This is a genomic window from Lentilitoribacter sp. Alg239-R112, assembly GCF_900537175.1.
In the GTDB taxonomy this organism is placed as follows: Bacteria; Pseudomonadota; Alphaproteobacteria; order Rhizobiales; family Rhizobiaceae; genus Lentilitoribacter.
In genome coordinates this window covers 163899-181979 of the sequence record NZ_LS999833.1, presented here as the reverse complement: position 1 = coordinate 181979, position 18081 = coordinate 163899, and the positions used below count along the sequence as shown (strand labels likewise).

21 protein-coding genes and 1 pseudogene are annotated in these 18081 nt (G+C 45.4%); 14 read left to right on the top strand and 8 right to left on the bottom strand.

Features of this window, described 5'->3' with window-relative positions:
- Positions 1 to 129: 129 nt before the first annotated feature.
- The 5 genes from G3W54_RS01080 to G3W54_RS01060 are packed head-to-tail and all read left to right on the top strand — an operon-like array spanning position 130 to position 2027.
- Positions 130 to 525, top strand: a complete 396-nt coding sequence (locus G3W54_RS01080; RefSeq protein WP_162651314.1) for a DUF1353 domain-containing protein — start codon at positions 130 to 132, stop codon at positions 523 to 525.
- Positions 526 to 563: 38 nt separating this feature from the next.
- Positions 564 to 1205 (top strand): lysozyme, encoded by a 642-nt coding sequence (locus G3W54_RS01075; RefSeq protein ID WP_162651313.1) that lies wholly within the window; start codon positions 564 to 566, stop codon positions 1203 to 1205.
- A gap of 27 nt (positions 1206 to 1232) precedes the next feature.
- Positions 1233 to 1439, top strand: coding sequence for a hypothetical protein (locus tag G3W54_RS01070; protein WP_162651312.1), 207 nt, complete (start codon positions 1233 to 1235; stop codon positions 1437 to 1439).
- Between the two features lie 11 nt (positions 1440 to 1450).
- Complete coding sequence (locus tag G3W54_RS01065; RefSeq protein ID WP_162651311.1) at positions 1451 to 1846, top strand: hypothetical protein; 396 nt, start codon at positions 1451 to 1453, stop codon at positions 1844 to 1846.
- Positions 1836 to 2027: a hypothetical protein gene (locus tag G3W54_RS01060; protein ID WP_162651310.1), complete on the top strand. Its 192-nt coding sequence runs from the start codon at positions 1836 to 1838 to the stop codon at positions 2025 to 2027. The genes G3W54_RS01065 and G3W54_RS01060 overlap by 11 nt, the downstream gene beginning before the upstream one ends.
- 151 nt (positions 2028 to 2178) lie before the next feature.
- Here G3W54_RS01060 and G3W54_RS01055 read toward each other — a convergent pair whose 3' ends face one another.
- Complete coding sequence (locus G3W54_RS01055) at positions 2179 to 3393, bottom strand: MFS transporter (RefSeq protein ID WP_162651309.1); 1215 nt, start codon at positions 3391 to 3393, stop codon at positions 2179 to 2181.
- Positions 3394 to 3473: 80 nt separating this feature from the next.
- Here G3W54_RS01055 and G3W54_RS01050 point away from each other — a divergent pair, with 80 nt between their 5' ends.
- Positions 3474 to 4550 carry a helix-turn-helix domain-containing protein gene (locus G3W54_RS01050; RefSeq protein WP_162651308.1) on the top strand — a complete coding sequence of 359 codons (1077 nt, stop codon included), beginning with the start codon at positions 3474 to 3476 and terminating at the stop codon, positions 4548 to 4550.
- Between the two features lie 36 nt (positions 4551 to 4586).
- On the opposite strand, the gene G3W54_RS01045 is transcribed toward G3W54_RS01050, so the two are convergent.
- A complete protein-coding gene (locus G3W54_RS01045) occupies positions 4587 to 5267 on the bottom strand; it encodes a winged helix-turn-helix domain-containing protein (RefSeq protein WP_162651307.1) in 681 nt (226 codons plus the stop codon).
- Between the two features lie 72 nt (positions 5268 to 5339).
- Between G3W54_RS01045 and G3W54_RS01040 the strand changes: the two are divergent.
- From G3W54_RS01040 to G3W54_RS01015, 6 genes and pseudogenes are all read left to right on the top strand, one after another.
- Positions 5340 to 5668 (top strand): annotated as a pseudogene (locus G3W54_RS01040) (NIPSNAP family protein).
- Positions 5665 to 6012, top strand: a complete 348-nt coding sequence (locus G3W54_RS01035; protein ID WP_162651306.1) for an antibiotic biosynthesis monooxygenase — start codon at positions 5665 to 5667, stop codon at positions 6010 to 6012. Before G3W54_RS01040 ends, G3W54_RS01035 begins: the two are co-directional and overlap by 4 nt.
- 214 nt (positions 6013 to 6226) lie before the next feature.
- The gene (locus G3W54_RS01030) at positions 6227 to 6925 is read left to right on the top strand and encodes an amino acid racemase (protein WP_162651305.1); all 699 of its coding nucleotides are present in this window, start codon (positions 6227 to 6229) and stop codon (positions 6923 to 6925) included.
- Between the two features lie 152 nt (positions 6926 to 7077).
- Positions 7078 to 8112, top strand: a complete 1035-nt coding sequence (locus G3W54_RS01025; protein WP_210253513.1) for a serine hydrolase domain-containing protein — start codon at positions 7078 to 7080, stop codon at positions 8110 to 8112.
- A gap of 211 nt (positions 8113 to 8323) precedes the next feature.
- Positions 8324 to 8503 carry a hypothetical protein gene (locus G3W54_RS01020; protein WP_162651303.1) on the top strand — a complete coding sequence of 60 codons (180 nt, stop codon included), beginning with the start codon at positions 8324 to 8326 and terminating at the stop codon, positions 8501 to 8503.
- A gap of 133 nt (positions 8504 to 8636) precedes the next feature.
- Positions 8637 to 10331 (top strand): PAS domain-containing methyl-accepting chemotaxis protein, encoded by a 1695-nt coding sequence (locus tag G3W54_RS01015; protein WP_244627894.1) that lies wholly within the window; start codon positions 8637 to 8639, stop codon positions 10329 to 10331.
- 159 nt (positions 10332 to 10490) lie between these two features.
- Here the strand turns inward: G3W54_RS01015 and G3W54_RS01010 are convergent, their stop codons facing one another.
- The 5 genes from G3W54_RS01010 to G3W54_RS00990 are packed head-to-tail and all read right to left on the bottom strand — an operon-like array spanning position 10491 to position 14239.
- Complete coding sequence (locus G3W54_RS01010; protein WP_162651301.1) at positions 10491 to 11105, bottom strand: hypothetical protein; 615 nt, start codon at positions 11103 to 11105, stop codon at positions 10491 to 10493.
- Entirely contained in the window at positions 11102 to 11929 is an 828-nt protein-coding gene (locus G3W54_RS01005; protein ID WP_162651300.1) for a carbohydrate ABC transporter permease, read from the bottom strand. The genes G3W54_RS01010 and G3W54_RS01005 overlap by 4 nt, the downstream gene beginning before the upstream one ends.
- Positions 11922 to 12776, bottom strand: coding sequence for a sugar ABC transporter permease (locus G3W54_RS01000; protein ID WP_162651299.1), 855 nt, complete (start codon positions 12774 to 12776; stop codon positions 11922 to 11924). Before G3W54_RS01000 ends, G3W54_RS01005 begins: the two co-directional genes overlap by 8 nt.
- Before the next feature lie 42 nt (positions 12777 to 12818).
- Entirely contained in the window at positions 12819 to 13856 is a 1038-nt protein-coding gene (locus G3W54_RS00995; RefSeq protein ID WP_162651298.1) for a M56 family metallopeptidase, read from the bottom strand.
- Positions 13853 to 14239 (bottom strand): BlaI/MecI/CopY family transcriptional regulator, encoded by a 387-nt coding sequence (locus tag G3W54_RS00990; RefSeq protein ID WP_162651297.1) that lies wholly within the window; start codon positions 14237 to 14239, stop codon positions 13853 to 13855. Before G3W54_RS00990 ends, G3W54_RS00995 begins: the two co-directional genes overlap by 4 nt.
- Positions 14240 to 14603: 364 nt before the next feature.
- Here G3W54_RS00990 and G3W54_RS00985 point away from each other — a divergent pair, with 364 nt between their 5' ends.
- Positions 14604 to 16232, top strand: coding sequence for a BCCT family transporter (locus G3W54_RS00985; RefSeq protein ID WP_162651296.1), 1629 nt, complete (start codon positions 14604 to 14606; stop codon positions 16230 to 16232).
- 235 nt (positions 16233 to 16467) lie between these two features.
- On the opposite strand, the gene G3W54_RS00980 is transcribed toward G3W54_RS00985, so the two are convergent.
- Positions 16468 to 17019 carry a cytochrome b/b6 domain-containing protein gene (locus G3W54_RS00980; RefSeq protein WP_162651295.1) on the bottom strand — a complete coding sequence of 184 codons (552 nt, stop codon included), beginning with the start codon at positions 17017 to 17019 and terminating at the stop codon, positions 16468 to 16470.
- A 134-nt stretch (positions 17020 to 17153) separates the two neighbouring features.
- Here G3W54_RS00980 and G3W54_RS00975 point away from each other — a divergent pair, with 134 nt between their 5' ends.
- Positions 17154 to 18056 carry a LysR family transcriptional regulator gene (locus tag G3W54_RS00975; protein WP_162651294.1) on the top strand — a complete coding sequence of 301 codons (903 nt, stop codon included), beginning with the start codon at positions 17154 to 17156 and terminating at the stop codon, positions 18054 to 18056.
- Positions 18057 to 18081: the final 25 nt, after the last annotated feature.

The following is an 18081-nucleotide window of genomic DNA, read 5'->3' as shown; positions in this document are numbered from 1 at the left end:
GGCAACTAAAAATTGTAACGGGTTGCAATTTGCAGGGCATCAATCATGTTTTGTCGTGTGATCACGTCACATCAGTATCTGAGAATACATAGCTGGCGTTTGGTATAAAATTCACATAGAAATGGCATTATGAGCAGATTTACATATTTTGAAGATTTTGATCTTGTTGAAGACTCACACAAATTATATCGGCTAAATGCCCCAATCTGCTGGGAAGTTGGAGCGATCAACTCCGGGTGGGAGCTGACCATACCGGAAGGCACGGTCTTCGATATTTCTGTTCCCTGGTATTTGGAGTGGCTGCAAAGCCCGCATGACAGGGCAGTGCTTTTAGCCGCAGCTGTGCATGATGAACTCTTAAAACATGGCCATGATGTTGCTTTTGCCTCATCAGAGTTCCGACGTGCTGCGATCTCGCGCGGAACATCGACCTGGTGGGCCTGGATATTGTTTTGGGTCACACTTTGGTGGACCGCAGTGCGAAAAGCGATGGGAAAAGGTTATACCGACCATTCAGTGCGCTGATTTTGCCTAGATAATCTAAATACAATTTGGAGAACATTATGAAGACCTCATCACAGGGGCTTGCGGAAATCGCATCCCATGAAGGTATCGTCACGTCTCGATATAAGGATAGTGTGGGTGTTTGGACTGTGGGTATTGGCCATACAGCCAGTGCAGGGCACCCTGATCCCCGCTTTTTGCATCGCAATTTATCACTCAAAGAAGTGATGGATATATTTGCACGCGATGTCTTGAAATTCGAGGTGCGGGTCAGAAAAGCATTCACGACAAAGCTGACCCAAAGCCAGTTTGATGCAGCTGTTTCTTTTGATTTTAATACCGGTGCAATCCATAGAGCTTCATGGGTTCGGCAGTTCAATGCAGGCCAGATAAAACAGGCGCGAAAATCATTCATGAACTGGCGTAAACCTAAAGAGATAATCTCCCGCCGCCAGAAGGAGTGTAACCTGTTCTTTGATGGAAAATATTCCAGTAATGGCGTTGTTAATGTCTATGCAGCAACGAAGTCTGGCAAAGTGGAATGGTCCAAAGGACGCCGCATGACATTGCCTATTATGAGCGCGCAGAAGCTCACCGCAGCGCCAATAACACACTCTTCAAAGAAGGATAGAGCTAGCCTGATTGCTATCGTTTTTGCAGCCTTAGGATCAGCAATAATCGTCTTTTGGAATAAAATCTAAGCACTGTTTTAAAACGGGATGTAACTTATGAAAAAAATCTATTTCAGCAAGCTTAAAGGCTATCGAACTGTGCTCGTAAATGCAGGATTGGCTGCAATGCCAATTCTTGAAATGAGCGAGGTGCTGGACATCCTGCCCGATCATTATGAAGCGCCATATGCAATTTTCATTGCCGTCATCAATCTCTATCTACGCTCGATAACGACAACGCCATTTGGCGCACGCAATGAGTAAAAGGAATGAAAATGATCGCTAAAATCCTGTCATGGCTGGCTGGCGGCGGCATAGCTGCCATTGGGCAGCAACTCAATGATGCTTACAGCGCAAAACTAAATGCACAAAATAACGAAGTTCGAATTGAGGCGGATAAGCGCATTGCGTACTTGCATGCACAGCAGGCGGTTTTGATTGCAGAGCAGGGGAGCTGGATGACGCGCTGGATTAGGCCCGCATTTGCCGCACCTTTTGTGATCTATAATGGCAAGATTATTCTTTGGGATAAGGCGTTGGGCCTTGGGGTAACCGATGCACTGTCGTCAGAATTTTGGCAACTGCAAATGATTATCTTCGGCGCTTATTTCCTCACCAGACCGTTTGAAAAACGAGCAAGATTTGCAAGTGGGCAGTATAATGGAAATTGAGATAAAAGACCTGTTATATATTCTTGTTATGGTGGTTGGCGTTGCTGGTTCGCATTTTATGTTGCGGGCTCGGGTGATGGTGCTTGAGGAACGTTCGCGTAATCATGGTCACCAGTTTGATCAGATACTAAGCGCGATTGAACGCCTGGAACAAAAAATCCAGAACAAGGCTGACCGGTAATTTTTCTTCAGCGGCTAAGATTTATTAGCCAGAAAACCGATTTCAAACATCAAATATTACCCTGAACTGGCGCATCCAAGCGCCGGAACGGGTCACTATGTCAAATTTTGACAATCAACACACTTCAATATTGATCATATAATTTTCTGGCTTAGATCGCGCTTTGCCCCGCTTTGCGTAAGAACACCAGCAACACTAACATAACGATTAAAACGGGCAAGGCGGCAAGGGCGACGACTTCCCATGAAAAACTTGTGACCAGAGCGCCGGATGAAAAACTGGCAACGGTAAATGACAGGGCAAGTGCGGTGTCATTAAACCCTTGCACTTTGGCGCGTTCATGCGGTTCCAGCGACTGCGCCAAAAGTGTTGTTGCACCAATGAAACCGAAATTCCAACCAATACCCAGAATGATCAATGCACCATAGAAATGATGCAAAGAAACACCGGCGATGGCCAGTGCGCTAGCTCCCGCAAGCAGTACCATGCCAATGGAAATTACGTTGATCACCCCCATACGTTTGATGATCCAGCCTGTGAAAAAGCTGGGCGCAAACATGGCTATAACATGCCATTTTATCACTGAGCTTGCTTCAAGTTCGCTATGGCCATGATGGGTCATGGCAAGTGGTGTTGGTGTCATTAACAGCATCATGATGCCGCCTGAAATGCAGCTTGCAAGAACCGCAAGCAGCACAGGGCGGCGTTTGAGAACGTCTCGCACTAGAACGAGCTTCTTATCCTCATCGGATTGGTTTTTTACATCGCCAAAACGGGTAAATAAAACCGGAATAACGCCCAGAACAATGATGGGAACAATTGCGAAATATGCGCCCGCAAATTGCACAGGCGCAAGAAAATCCTTTGTCTGATTGAAGACTTCAGGCCCGATTAAAGCTGATATCAAGCCCGCTGCCAAAATAAATGATATCGCAATGGACTGCATATGTTTTGGCACAATTTCGCTGATGGCGAAGCGAAAATAATTCAGACCAACCAGTGCCGCACCAAGCGACATGTGCGCCAAAATCAGCAACCAGAATTGCGATGTCATCATGGCAAAGCCACCTAACAATCCACCCACTGCAGCACAGCCCGCACTAATTAAGAATCCTGCTTTACGCCCTTTTTTACCCATAAGGTAGGAGATTGGCGCTGCCGCAAATAAACCTGCGAGCATTTGTGTAGATGGCGGTAATGTGGAAAATGTCGGGTGAGGGGTGAGCGTTAATCCGGCCAATCCTCCCAGCACAATTAACATCGGCATTGCAGAGCCTAGAATAGCGGCCGCGATGAGAATTAAAACAAAACTACCTTTGTTTTCAAATGTCTCGTCTTGAGTTGCGTTTTGTGCCAGATCACTCATAAAACACCATCCTTTTCAGTTTGACAATTCCATTCATAATCTATTTAAATTTTGTCTGAAACTGAAAATGAGCATCAAAAATGGACAAATACAATCAAAAAGAACGATCTGATCTTTCCAGCGAAATTCCTGCCCGCGCTATTCTGGCCCACGATATTCCGGTTCGTCGCACTATAGATGTTTTCATTTTCAATGGGATGAACCTGTTAGATGTCGCAGGACCCGTTCAAGCATTTTCAAACGCTTATATCGATGGTAATTCGTTCTACGATCATCGCTATTTATCATTGGATGGCAAACCTGTGAAAACGTGTAGCGGTATGCAGATCCATGCTGATGGAACGCTCGAATATGACCAATTGGGGCATGATCTACTCATTCCAGGCGGCAATGACATTGATAATTATTTGGGTGATAAGCGACTTGCGGATATTATCGCAAATTGGCAAAGTACAAAAAAGAAAAATCGCATATTATCAATATGTTCAGGTGCTTTGTTAATAGCTGAATCTGGCCTTCTAGATGGTCGTAAAGCTACGACGCATTGGGGTCGTAAATCTCAGGTGCTGCAAGATTTTCCGAAAGTTGATTGGGATCTAGATAAAATTTATCTCGATCAATCAGACATCTATACCTCCGCTGGTGTAACAACGGGTATCGACCTTGCGCTCTCCATTATCGGCCAGGATTTAGGCGCAAAAGTTGCCCTCGGCGTGGCGCAGGAACTCGTGGTTTATTTCAAGCGAAGCGGTGGTCAAAGCCAGTTTTCAAACCACCTCATCGACCAGTATCAGGCGATGGAGCGTGGTGATAAAGAGGTTAAGTTGGTCGATCAAGCGCAGAAGAGCAGCATTGAACCACTCACCATGCAGATTACCAGCAATCCACGCAACAATTGGACACTCGAGCAGATGGCGGAGTTTATTGGGATGAATGCCAGAACACTCACCCGTAAGTTCCAGGCTCGTTTATCCATGTCTCCGGTCGAATTTGTAGAGCAAGTACGTCTGGATAAAGCACGCGAGTTACTCGCAGAGAACTTGGTTCTCAAACAAGTCGCTGCTCAATCAGGTTTCGGCGATGTTCAACGTATGCGCCGCGCTTTCAAGCGAAATTTTGGGGTGACCTTGCAAGATTATATGAAGAGTTTCGGGTGAGGGCATGTATCCGTTAGTGTGATACTTTACATCTCGCTATAGTGGGAACATTTTAAGAAATTGTTTTTCACCCTTTTGCGTGAATTTGATGATGCGCGAATTATCTTTTCGTGATGCCCATCCGATCTGAAAAAAGTGGTGCAAAAATGCGGTTCCCAACGCCCCTGCAAGGTGTGTTCGACGTGAACTCCAATCCAGGCATGATTTACAAAGCGGGCGGCGCGTTAGGGTAATGGCAGCGATATCGATACCATTATCTACCATAAATTGTTCACCCGTTGATGTGAGCTGAACATCATCGTCAAGCTCCTTTAACTGCCCATTTGCGATCATGCTGTCATACAGTCGCACACCCAGATCTCCTGCAAGGTGATTGTAGCAGATACGAGCTTTTCTTAAAGCTTGGTCCTTGGGGCCTGTTCTTGTTCTAAGCAGACCTTGTTTGGCAGCAAGTCCCATCATAGCTTCAAGCACGCCACCAACATCCTCATTAGCCAATTCGAAATAGCGATGCCGTCCTTGTTTGCGTTGCTTGAGAAGTTTTGCATCCTGCAATTTTTTCAAATGGGAACTTGTCGTTTGAACGGTTACACCAGCTTCAGATGCAAGTTCACTCGCCGTAAGCGCCTTGCCACTCATCAGAGCGGTCAGAATATTGGCACGTGCGGGATCACCGATCAACGAGCCGAGGAGTGCTATGTCAGGGCCTTCTTTCATAGTTCGATACTAATCGAAGCATTTAGAACTTGCAACGTGTAAATGTGTCTTTGTAAATTAAGGACACACAATATGATTACATGTTTTATTCGTTACCACATTGATCCAACAAAAAAGCACTCTTCGAGCAATATTCTCGAAATTGGGGTAAGGCTATTCCTCGATGCGGTGCAGACTTGATTGGGTATTACGCACCTCATGAAGGATCAAGCTCTCTGGCTTATGGTGTTTATAATATTGAAAGCCTGGCAGCTTACGAAGCATATCGAGCAAGACTTTCAGATGACCCACTTGGCAAAGAAAACTACGCGTTTGCGCAAAAAGAGAAGTTTCTGCTGCGGGAAGATCGTACGTTTCTTAAACTATCCTCTGCACCACACGGCTCGTTGGTGCAATCATGATCGCTATAATTTTTGAGGTGCAGCTCGCAGAAGGGCGAAAACAAGAATATCTGGATATAGCGGCGGACATGCGACCATTATTGGAGAGGATTGATGGCTTTATTTCTGTCGAACGTTTTCAAAGTTTAACTGACCCTTCAAAGTTATTATCGCTCTCTTTCTTTGAAAATGAGGAAGCCGTTTCAGCTTGGCGAACACTGAACGCGCATCGGGGTGCGCAAATGAAGGGAAGAAGGGGTGTTTTCGCAAATTACCGTTTAAGAGTGGCAAGCATTATCCGCGATTATGGGATGTTCGACCGTGACCAAGCACCAGATGACAGCCGGAAAATACATCAAACATGAACACATCTTCCAGACATGTTGCATGGATTGAGTTTGCATTGCCGCTGCGATTTTTGGTGTTGCGTTGATCAATATTCCGACAGGGAAAAGTCAAATTGAAAGGAATTTGAACCCGTAGGTGCTGCACGATCAATGATCGCAGTTTGGCAAATGTCTTTTCCAGATTACAAGTTCTAACTTTCGTGTATATGTTCGGTATGATAGGGAGTTCTAGATGAAGAAAATTGGCTTGATTGGTGGGTTGAGTTGGGTGTCGACTGCCCAATATTACAAACGTATAAATGAGATCACACAATCTGCTCTAGGTGGTGTCAGTTCAGCTCGCATTGTTCTGGAAAGTATCAACAGACAGGAATTCATCTCATCGGTGATTGAGCGCAAAGATGAAGCCAGCGCGTGCCAACAAATTGCTGAATCTGCCGCCGCATTGGAAGCGGCTGGTGCGGATTTTATCGTGATTACCTGTAACGGCGCACATCGTTTTGTGCCGGAGATAGCAAAAAACATCCAAATTCCATTTCTGCATATCGCACAGGTTACAGCTCAAGCCATTGCGGAAAAGGGGTTTAAACGAGTTGCGATTTTAGGTGTTCGAAAAACGATGGAAGAAGACTTCTATCCTTCTATCCTCGCGCAAAATGGAATTGGAGCCATTATTCCAAATGAGCAGGAAAAAGAATATATTCATGAAAGCATTAATAGGGAGTTGGTGCATAATCAATTTCTAGATAAAACTCGTATCAGATATCAATCCATTATTTCTGATCTGAGTGAGCGAGGTGCCGATTGTGTGGCACTTGCATGCACAGAAATTCCCTTGTTATTATCTCCGGAACAATCACCAATACCTGCATTTTCAACGACTGAAATACATTGTTTAGCTACGGTTAAATGCGCATTGGAAAATGATTGATTGAATTTGCGGTTTAAACCTAGCAGATAATTTTTATGCGACTTGAATAGCGTGTTCACCCAACCCAAATTAGTAACATGGTTTTATCAAAATCTTCTTTATTCGTATTTATTTCTCAGATGTTGGTTTGTTCGATGGTTCCAGTCTCGACAATGGCGCAAGAAAAAAGTTTCAGTGAGGCCTTTCACGACTTTTCAGAAAAGCACTCGCGGTTTGCAATCAGCGCATCTTACGCGTTAGGTGAAGGCGAGCCTGTCGTGATGACCGCCGGGCCGACTGTTAAAAACGGTTCAATTATGGTGCCCAATGATGCACGTTGGCATATCGGCTCTATTAGCAAATCATTTACATCCACATTGGTCATGCGGTTGGTTGAGAAAGGTCAATTGGATTTAGATGCCCCGATTGAGCGTTATCTTAGTAGATACAGCGATCAGATGCACTCGGATTGGAAAGCGGTGAGCCTGCGAAACCTTCTAAGTCACACAGCGCGCATGCCGTCTAACGCACCTGGTCGAATTACCGAAGAAACCTTTGATGATGAAGCGTTTGAAGGTCGACGCACAGTGCTTGCCGCTATGTGGGACAAGCCATTGAAAGGTGAGATTGGCCGGTTCGAATATTCCAATACCGGTTATGTTTTAGCCGGGCTGATAATTGAAGAGGTGACAGGGCAAACATGGGAAGACGCGATAAGAACAGAGATTGCCCAGCCTTTTGGCCTGTCGTCATTAGGTTTTGGTGCACCACAGGAAACAGATGCACCTCGAGGACATAAAAGCACATTTGGGTTTAAGAGCCCTGTTGAGCCGCAAGAATTAGTATCTGATAACCCCAAATGGATGGGCCCAGCGGGAACAATTCACCTGAGCATGGCTGATTTGGCGAGATGGGGGCAATTACACACGAGTGCATGCAGTGGGCACCAGCCGGAATTTCTAACCCAAGAAAGCTGCCAGATCATGCAATCTCCAGTTTCGTCAGACTATGGCCTTGGGTGGGTGATCCAAAATTCGGATAAAACGGGACAGGTTGTCTGGCATAATGGTTCCAATACGATGTGGTATGCTATGCTAATATTGGTTCCAGACAGAAATTTAGTTGTAGCTACGGCAACCAATGTATTTAAGCCAGAACGAATAGATGAACTTACTCAAAATCTGATTGCGCTAGTGCCAAAGAAATAATCGTCAAAGACCCGTGTTGATAGATTATGAAATATGGAGCTATGGCATTCTTTATGCGGTTAAAACAAAGTTGATATGTTGCAAAATTCCTAAGAAAATCTGTATTGATTGTTTCAATTAGCTGTTCCCATATTTTACTAACCTATATCGATATAACAAAGCTCTCTTCGTAACGTTATGCAACTTTATGCAATTTTAGGATCAGTTATTGTTGAGTAAAAACAATGAAATAGCCAATGATCTTTTCCGATTAAGTGATATTCATGCAATTTTAACCACAAAATTCGATGATAGTGGCATTCTAAGGCGCAATTTTGCGTTGAGAACAGAACTATTACCCCATGATCGGGTAGTCCAGACTTTCTCGGTCGTCATGATGATGATGCGTTAAAGGTAAGAACGAATGTCACCATTTGAGATACTCTCGAATTTGAAGGCTGCACCAGCCTCACCTATTTGCAAATTCATAGGATTTAGACATTTGTTTCAACAGATAAGTGATAATGGGGATTCCTTTGCTAAATATACTTGGTCCTATCTCAAACTCAGATGCTATTCTTAAAGCATTACATAAATCTCTAGCGATTATTGAATTTGATTGTAGCGGAAATATTCTAACTGCTAATGAGAACTTTTGCTCGGCTATTGGTTATGACAAAAGTGAAATTGTTGGCAAGCATCATTCAATGTTTGTTGATCCGGATGAGGCTGCAAGTCCCGCTTATAAAGAGTTTTGGGAAAATCTGGCGGCAGGCAAGCTTGATGCCGGCGAGTATAAGCGCTTTGGCAAGGGCGGCAAGGAAATATGGATTCAAGCCACTTATAACCCTGTTTTGGGTCGCGGTGGTAAGCCGGTAAAAGTTATAAAATTTGCTTCAGATATTACCGCAGCGAAATTGGAATCGTCCGAAGATAAAGGGAAAATCGAGGCAATTTCCAGGGCTCAGGCCGTCATTGAGTTCACAACAGACGGAACCATTTTAACAGCGAATGAGAATTTTTGTGGTGCTGTCGGGTATGAATTATCTGAAATTCAGGGCCAACATCATAGAATGTTTGTTGAGAAAGAATATGCGCAGAGCCAAGAATATGTTGAGTTTTGGAACAAGTTGGCAGCTGGAGAATTTGTTGCTGCAGAGTTTAAACGAATAGCTAAATCGGGAGAGGAAATTTGGATACAAGCCTCCTATAACCCGATTTTTGATATGAATGGTAAAGTGTTTAAAGTTGTAAAATTTGCAACTGATATTACCGGTCGTGTGCATGCCGTGGACGCAATAGGAACAGGTCTTAAAAAACTTGCAAATTGTGAGCTGGACCAATCCATCGACGAAGAGTTCATACCTTCGCTTGATCAACTGAGAGAAGATTTCAATCATTCTATAAGTACCTTGAATGCAACTTTGTTGCAGGTTGGCCAAAACGCTAATGAAATCAACAATGGTTCGTCTGAAATTCGTAGCGCATCGGATGAGTTATCAAAACGAACAGAACAACAGGCTGCCGCTGTGGAAGAAACAGCCGCTGCGATTGAAGAAATCACAGTCAATGTTGATTCAACCGCTCAGTTGGCAAATGAAGCTGGTAAACTGGTCAAAACAACAAAAGAGGAAGCCGAGCGGTCTGGTGAAGTCGTCAATAAAGCCGTATCAGCTATGTCTGATATTCGGGAATCGTCTGATCAGGTTGCCGATATCATTGGCGTTATTGATGATATTGCGTTTCAGACAAACCTGCTGGCTCTCAATGCTGGTGTGGAAGCCGCTCGGGCAGGGGACGCAGGTAAAGGCTTTGCTGTTGTTGCACAAGAAGTGAGAGAACTTGCTCAAAGATCTGCGACGGCTGCGAAAGAAATTAAAGATCTTATCAACCGATCAGGTAGCCAAGTGCAATCTGGTGTTGAGCTGGTTGCAGAAACCGGCGAAGCTCTCAAGTCGATCGTCACATATGTCACAGATGTAAGCGAGCATTTTGGCAAGATTGATGTTGCCACACAAGAACAGGCAACTGGCTTGCAAGAGGTGAATAAAGCGGTGAATTCTATTGATCAGGGCACACAGCAAAATGCTGCCATGGCAGAAGAAGTCACAGCGTCAAGTTATTCTCTGGCGACGGAAGTCGGGCAGCTAAATGCTCTACTGGCAGAGTTCAGGCTAGTGCAGGAACGTGATGGTTCGAATGTTCATTCCGCACCAGTCGCGACTGCCGCCGCCGCATAGCGGTTTATTAGCGAGCAAAGGTGTTCCAAGATAGGATTGGCAGCACCTTTGTCTGGCTTGCTCGTCTCAAATACTGAATGCTAATGGCTCCGCTTTCGAGTGGGGTCAGTTTTGCCAGCGTGGTTAGTTTTGCCAGTGGGGTTAGTTTTGCCAGTGGGGTCAGTTTTGTATGAACTCACGTATCGTTGCTGTCAGGTCGTCACCGTAATCTTGCTCAAACATATCTTGTGCGTGTGCATTGCCTGGAAAAATGACCAACTTTTTGGGTTCGCTGGCTTTTTGGAAGCTGGTGTGAGTTTGCTGTGAGAAAAAGTCATTTTCGGTGACGATGAAAAGCTTTTTCACACCAACAGCGCGCGCCGTGTCACCACGCACTGTTCCTAACAGGATGAGGTGTGTGATACCGTCTGCATCTCGTTTTCCAAACACATTTTGCGCAGCACCGCCCCCAATACTGGCGCCAACGAGAACGAATTGCGATTTCCCTTTTGCTGTCAAAAAATCAATGCCGGCATCAATATCCTCTGTTGCGACGGATTCCAGTGCCAATGTTTCAATGCCAGACGTCTGCAATTGTTCAGCAAACCTGCCCCAACTTGCTGCATCCTTTCCAGATTGATGAACCAGAATTGCAGCTTTGGTGCCTTCTGCTGCAAATAAAAGGGCTGATCGTGTCATCACGTCCCTTATAGTAAGATCAATTTTCTCAAACGCTGCAGCCGGCGCACACAACAACGCTGCCAGCGCGCAAACTGCAAAAAACGAATATCTCATCCCACTCTCCCCATTGAAAATCCCCGAGCAAGATGTTTGCGCAATAACCAAACCAATATGAGTCCGGGAACTATCATAAGAACACTGGCCGCAGACGAAATTCCTATATGCACCTGTCCCAACGGTGAGGCCACAATACGCATCACCACGCCAATGGGCTTGGCATCAACAGTGGTCAGCGCATTGGCAATTGTAAGCTCGACCCATGAGAACATGAAGCTAAAAAATATCGCCACGCCTATCCCTGTTTTGATCTGCGGCAGGAGTATTTTAATAAAGAAGCTAAAGCGACTATAGCCGTCAACAAAAGCAGCTTCCTCCATTTCTTTTGGAATAGCGGAAATAAACCCCTCCAGAATCCAAATAGAAATAGGAATGGTGAAAACCCCGTGCGCGAGCGCGACAGCAAAATGGGTATCGATCATATTCACAGCGGAAAACATCTGCACAAACGGAATGATCATGATCGCCGGTGGAACGAGGCGAAAAATGAATACAAAGAAGAAAGCATGTTCGCGCCCAATGAACAGGAACCGAGAAAAAGCATAGGCTGCGGGCAGCGAGATCGAAACAGTAATAAGAACATTGATCGCAACAAAAATAGCGGTATTTACATATCCATCGACCCAGTTCTTTTGCGAAAAAATGTATCTGTAATTTTCCAAAGTGATTGAATTTGGGATGATGTTTGCCGATGTTTCGCTCACCAGGTTGGGTTGAAGGCTCAACACAACAAGCCAATATATTGGCACCAGCAAAAAAGCTGAGAAGAGCAAAACCGACTTCGAAAAACGTCGTTTGCCGGAAAGCGGGGTGTCAGACATTTGCACCTCGTATTGATTTATAGAACACCCAGGCAACTGAGATCATCAAAAGCAGGTAAAACACAGACAAAGCTCCGGCTTCACCAAGATTGAACTCCTGCATTGCTGTTTTGATAAGCTCCTGAGATAAAAATGTGGAGGATACATGCGGACCACCGCGACTGATCATCAGCGGTTCGGTGTAAATCATTAAACTATCGGCCAACCGCAACAGCAGGCTAATCGTCAATACATTCTTCAATCGCGGTAATTCGATATAGCGAAATGTTGCCCATTCTTGCGCACCATCTATTTTCGCCGCAAAGAAATATTGTTTAGGGATGGAAACATAACCTGCATAACACAAGATTACCGTTAAAGATGTCCAGTGCCACACATCCATGACAATGATCGTGCCCCAGACCCATACGACGGAATTGAGATCAATATCTATACCGAAATGCGATGCTGTGGCGCCGATTAACCCGACATCTGCATTCACCGCATGGCGCCATAAAAAACCGACAACGATCCATGGTATAAGCAGGGGGAGTGCAAAAATGGCGATGAAGAACTGGTCAAACTTACCCGACAAATAAAGCTTGCGGGCAATAAATATACCGAGGAAAATCTGTATCGTTAGCGTCAGAAATGAGAATAGAATGGTCCGGCCAAGTGTTTGCCAAAAGGCTATGGAACGGAACATCTGCTCATACCATTGTGTGCCAACCCAAAAATATTGATCGCCGGCAAAACTGTCCTGAACCGAATAATTGATCACCGTCATCAATGGGGCAAACCCCATAGCAATCAAAAACAACGCAGTTGGCAGCAAATAATACCATGCATTATTCCCATTCCGTGTCATGGCATAATCCCCCCTTGATGAGATAATACTACAAATGTAGTATTAAATTGCAAGCACTAATCCAAAGGGGCGCAAAAATTCATTTGATTTCATGCGTTTAAGGTTGGTATTTGTCGATTGTTCGAGCCTTTGAACTGACCAACTGCGCGCGCTGAGGTCAATATTATTAAGCGTTATGTTGCAGCTTAGAACAGCCAATAACAATGCAAAACCGGCAAAGCGGGATTGGTTGATCTTCTCTCCGCTGATGGCCCGTTCTATTCTGTTTCGAAGGACTGTCTTGCGAAAGCGGGACCGGCTCCCAAAGGGTGCGGCCAGGTTTGTGGCATGCAAATTCTGCCTTATGGCGCTTGATATCCGAAGCAGGCTTTCCGCATAGGCTGATCGGGATGTGATGTGCCTGTCCAGCGCGTCATTATCGCAGGCAATCTCACTTATATGGGTATGGTAGCATCTCCAGCACCAAAATGCCGGATTACAAACAAAGATTATGGCAGCAAATGACGCGATCCAATTCCAAACCAGATCACCGCGACGTATATGTGTTATCTCATGGATGAACGCACATTTTTGATCCTGTTTCATAAGACCTGCCGGCATAATGACAGTAACGCCCCAAGGGTGGACATAAGCGCATGGCGGCGTATGCGGCGCACCAATGCGTATGGTTACGCGGCCATGGTGCCGGAGCGGGATGCTGCTCGCAGATAGATGGAAAAGTTTCAGGATATCAATCAAAACCAACATTACCCCTGCACCCGCCAGAAGAACAAATAGCAAATGAATACTGTTTTGATCGCTCAGATAGTCTGACACATGAACAAGATACGCCCCCAAATAATCATCCGGTTGCGCGACAATTTTAATGGGGGCCATCGCAACTCCGCTTGATTTTTCAAGCAACATAAAGGCGATTGGCATTGCAATAACGGCGACCAAAGTGAGCCGCAGGACGCTTGTTTCTGTTCTGGCTGTTACATTAATGCGGCAAAATGTAAGCAAGCTCTTTACGAGCACAAGCGACAAAATGGTTAGGGCCAGTGCCAGATTGACAGTAATGGCATATTCCCCAAAACTCATTTTGACTTCTTTTCAGCAATAAGCGCTTCAAGCTCGTTTAATTCTTTCTCGGTGAACGTGTTTGCCTCGATAAATTGGGATGCCAGACTAGATGCCCGACCGTCAAAAAACTGATCAAGCAAACCCGCAAGGCGAAACCTACCGAAATCTGATCGGCTTTCGAGCGGTTCGAACTCGTAAGATCGCCCCTTTTTCTTTGCTTTAACAGCACCTTTTTCAACCATGCGATTAAGGTGTGTAGCGATCGTTGTGTAGGCATATTCGCGGGGTGCATGATCATCATTATTCAGCTCTTGCTGAATATCACTGGCAGTGCCTTTGCCCAAACTCCAAAGCACAACCATAACCTCAAGCTCGGATTTTGAAAGCTTCTCAGATTTCATATAATCTCTCCCCAACCGTGCTCAATGGCATACGAACGCTCCAATTACTATGATTGTAGTAGATAACTTTTGAGCTGATGTCAATTTCCGCTAAATTCGCATATCTGCCTTAAGGATGAGAAGGTGAAATTGTTGATAAAGGCAAGATATCAGCGCTTATGAAGCGTTTTCCTACGGGAATTTTGTCAATAATACCAATATTTAGGAAAAAAGTTGACCTGCAATGCCCGAGTGGTTCAGACTGAATTTGTTTAGTCTGGGATCAGCCTGTATGGTGCTGACTGAGTCTGGCTTAGCTCTGTCTGGTTCGTTATTTTTTAAAGGCAGATGTCAGCCACGCAACGCAATGTCATTGGAGAGAAACATGGCAGAAGAATCAGATACTTCGGGTGCGGTAGCGCCTAACCCAATCGAGACCGATTTTAAGATCGGTCAACATAACATCACACCATTTGGTTTGGATATTCATAATCCGGTATTTTTGGTGTCCGCTTTGTCAATTGTCGCGTTTGTTCTGATTACATTGATGTTTCAGCAAGGGGCAACCGATTTTTTTGGTTGGTTACGACCGTTCCTTACATCGACATTTGATTGGTTCTTCCTAAGCGCAGCAAATGTCTTCGTGTTGCTTTGCTTCCTATTAATGGTCACACCACTTGGGAAAATTCGACTTGGTGGTAAAGACGCTAAAGCCGACTATGGTTATTTGGGTTGGTTTGCCATGTTATTTGCGGCCGGTATGGGGATCGGCCTTATGTTCTTCGGTGTTTCGGAGCCGATGTCACATTTTGCGTCCTCGATGGGGGGAACGGCAGTAGAGGGCGGTGTTCGTACAGACTGGGCACCGCTTGGCGCTGCCGCCGGCGATGTGGATGCTGCGCGTGATCTAGGCATGGCCGCAACCATTTTCCATTGGGCTTTACATCCTTGGGCAATCTATGCTGTTGTTGCGCTTTCGCTTGCGTTTTTTACGTATAATCGTGGCCTGCCGCTCACGCTTCGCTCTGCTTTTTATCCGCTTCTGGGTGACCGTATTTGGGGATGGTGGGGACATGCAATCGATATCCTTGCGGTCTTTGCAACCCTTTTTGGCCTCGCCACTTCACTTGGTTTTGGCACAGAACAAGCGCTCGCAGGTCTCAACCATCTATTTGGCTGGGGAACTGGTAATGGTGCAAAGGTATTGTTGATTGCGATCATCACTGCATTGGCGCTCATTTCCGTTATTCGCGGTCTGGATGGTGGTGTTAAAATTCTTTCCGAAGTCAATATCGCGTTGGCGGCCTTGTTGCTGGTTTTCATATTGTTTGTCGGGCCAACAGGGGACATCATTTCCACAATCTTCTCCGGCGGCGCAGCTTACATAGCCAATGTTGTTCCGCTTTCGATGCCGTTTGGCCGCGAAGATGCGAACTTCTCGCAAGGTTGGACTTCATTTTACTGGGCATGGTGGATCTCCTGGTCGCCTTTTGTCGGCATGTTCATTGCCCGCGTGTCACGTGGACGCTCAGTGCGAGAATTTGTTTTCTGCGTTATGGTCATTCCAGCGCTTGTCAGCGTTTTGTGGATGGGCGTATTTGGCGGAACAGCAATTTCACAAGTGGTTGCCGATGCTGCGGCTCCGGTCAAAGATGCAGCGCTTGAATTGAAACTGTTTGAGATGCTCAAACCATTGCCATTAGCTGGTTTAACATCCTTTATCGGCATTGTTTTGGTTCTGGTGTTCTTTGTAACATCATCTGACTCAGGTTCACTCGTTATTGATACAATAACCGCAGGCGGGAAAACCGAAGCGCCAGTATCGCAACGTGTTTTCTGGTGTAGCTTTGAAGGTATCGTCGCGGCAACTCTGCTGTTGGTCGGCGGTTCGGGCGCATTAACGGCGCTTCAGGCCATGGCTGTAAGTACAGGATTTCCATTTACCATCGTACTTCTAGCCATGTGTGTCAGTTTGGTCATCGGGCTAAATCAATCGCGCAAACTTGGCGGTTAAAACATTATATTCCGCCCCTGCGATATCATATTGCGGGGGCGGGGGTTTGCGTTAAGTGATGGTATAAATAAAAAGCAGTTTAAAAGCATCTTATGCAATAAACACAGTGCTTATCAGTGGATCACGAAAGCTATCTTTGAAAGTTAGCTAATCCGAGCCAAAACGAGCTTACATGGAAATGTGACCCTCAACGCCACTATGCCAAGATCAGGTTAAAGGCGCGATCATTTCGCGCTTATTGGTTCTTACCGCCGTCACGTTTTCCAAACCACATCCGGCTAATCAGTTTATCGCGTAGTATAAACTGATGGTAGGCCCAACCCAGTACATGAAGAATAATAAGGGCTAACATCAAATTGGCTATAAATCCGTGTGCCACACGCGGCGCAAACTGCATGAGGTCGGCGGGAATGGGCTGCCCGTTTCCACCAAATATTATACCAAATAATCCCGCATTAATTGCTGTTCCCACCCCGCTCATAACCATTGCTGCGGTGAGAAGGTAAAGCCCCCAATGTGCGGCTTGCGCACCCAGGTTCAGCACAGCATTTTTTGCATCCGCTTTAGGCGGGTTTTTTGAGCGCATTTTAACAATAATACGCACAATAAGCAGGGTGCCAATCACCATTCCCCAAATCATATGACCTGTCAGGCCAAACATTTTTTCAGGGTCTGTATTTGCCATATCTGCCAGCGTGGGGCCGCCGACGATCAATGCGAGTAAAATCATAAATGCCAAAACCCAATGCAGGGCAACGAGTAAGGGGTGATAACGCGTCATTTCCATTTTCTTTCTTGATTATACATGTTCAAATTTTGCCATTTTAAGCAATTTAATTTCCATTCTAATGTTACATATGCTGTATATAAATAAACTAATTTGAAACTTAATGTTACGTCAGTGTAACAAAGAGAGGTTCTTTGCGATCAATTGATTGGGAAATGATGCCCTATTTTCTTGCCGTTGCAAGATCGGGGTCGCTGCGATCTGGTGCAAGTTTATTGAATGTGAGTTACGGCACGCTCAATCGCAATATTCAAGCCTTAGAGAGCAGTTATGGGGCGCGTCTGTTCCATCGATCTCGCAAAGGGTTTACGCTGACTGAGGCAGGTATGGCCATATTACCACTTGCGGAAAGTAGTGAAGAAATTCTTCAAAAGGCACGACATCGAGTGGAAGGTTTGGACCGAACCGAAGCTGGTCGAATAAGATTCTCGCTTCCACAGATGCTGGGCTACGACATTGTTGCACCCATCATCGCCAAGTTTCAAAATCTTTATCCCGCTATACAAGTTGAAGTACGCATAACATCTGATGTGGAGAGTATTCCTGATGGCACCACAGATGTTGGGCTGCGTGGCGCATATGAAATTGATGAAGATGTGGCCGCAAAAAAGCTTTATCGCATAGCCGTTTCGCTTTTCGCTAGCCAAACCTATGTCGAGACTGTTTTTCCGACCGCAGGTTCAAATGGTGCGGGATTAAGCTGGATTGGAATGTCTGAAAATCAGGATACAAAAAATCTGATGAAACGCGCAGGATATCCTTTGGCAGATATTCGCCATATCGTTACAGATGGACATATGCGCTTGTGCCTGCTGCGTCAGGGGTGTGGAATGTCTCACCTACCGTTAATATTTGAAAGCCTCTACACCGATATCTGTCGCGTACCACAAGCTGAAGTGACGCTTGATAGATATCTTTGGATTGTGTGCCACGAAGATTTGGCAGGAACAGTTCGAGTTCGGCGCTTTGTGGATTTTTTGATGCAGGAACTGATTGATTTAAAGCCCCTTATGCAGGGTGAGTTATTTCAGAAGTAAATTGGTAATAAGCCGTATAAACCGT

Coding starts and splice junctions, on each gene's coding strand:
- G3W54_RS01080 (WP_162651314.1), top strand. CDS start 130: ATGAGCAGATTTACATATTTTGAAGATTTTGATCTTGTTGAAGACTCA.
- G3W54_RS01025 (WP_210253513.1), top strand. CDS start 7,078: ATGGCGCAAGAAAAAAGTTTCAGTGAGGCCTTTCACGACTTTTCAGAA.
- G3W54_RS01075 (WP_162651313.1), top strand. CDS start 564: ATGAAGACCTCATCACAGGGGCTTGCGGAAATCGCATCCCATGAAGGT.
- G3W54_RS01060 (WP_162651310.1), top strand. CDS start 1,836: ATGGAAATTGAGATAAAAGACCTGTTATATATTCTTGTTATGGTGGTT.
- G3W54_RS01050 (WP_162651308.1), top strand. CDS start 3,474: ATGGACAAATACAATCAAAAAGAACGATCTGATCTTTCCAGCGAAATT.
- G3W54_RS01055 (WP_162651309.1), bottom strand. CDS start 3,393: ATGAGTGATCTGGCACAAAACGCAACTCAAGACGAGACATTTGAAAAC.
- G3W54_RS00995 (WP_162651298.1), bottom strand. CDS start 13,856: ATGAGTTTTGGGGAATATGCCATTACTGTCAATCTGGCACTGGCCCTA.
- G3W54_RS00980 (WP_162651295.1), bottom strand. CDS start 17,019: ATGGAAATGACGCGTTATCACCCCTTACTCGTTGCCCTGCATTGGGTT.
- G3W54_RS01010 (WP_162651301.1), bottom strand. CDS start 11,105: ATGAGATATTCGTTTTTTGCAGTTTGCGCGCTGGCAGCGTTGTTGTGT.
- G3W54_RS01035 (WP_162651306.1), top strand. CDS start 5,665: ATGATCGCTATAATTTTTGAGGTGCAGCTCGCAGAAGGGCGAAAACAA.
- G3W54_RS01030 (WP_162651305.1), top strand. CDS start 6,227: ATGAAGAAAATTGGCTTGATTGGTGGGTTGAGTTGGGTGTCGACTGCC.
- G3W54_RS01000 (WP_162651299.1), bottom strand. CDS start 12,776: ATGACACGGAATGGGAATAATGCATGGTATTATTTGCTGCCAACTGCG.
- G3W54_RS00990 (WP_162651297.1), bottom strand. CDS start 14,239: ATGAAATCTGAGAAGCTTTCAAAATCCGAGCTTGAGGTTATGGTTGTG.
- G3W54_RS01045 (WP_162651307.1), bottom strand. CDS start 5,267: ATGAAAGAAGGCCCTGACATAGCACTCCTCGGCTCGTTGATCGGTGAT.
- G3W54_RS01005 (WP_162651300.1), bottom strand. CDS start 11,929: ATGTCTGACACCCCGCTTTCCGGCAAACGACGTTTTTCGAAGTCGGTT.
- G3W54_RS01070 (WP_162651312.1), top strand. CDS start 1,233: ATGAAAAAAATCTATTTCAGCAAGCTTAAAGGCTATCGAACTGTGCTC.
- G3W54_RS01065 (WP_162651311.1), top strand. CDS start 1,451: ATGATCGCTAAAATCCTGTCATGGCTGGCTGGCGGCGGCATAGCTGCC.
- G3W54_RS00985 (WP_162651296.1), top strand. CDS start 14,604: ATGGCAGAAGAATCAGATACTTCGGGTGCGGTAGCGCCTAACCCAATC.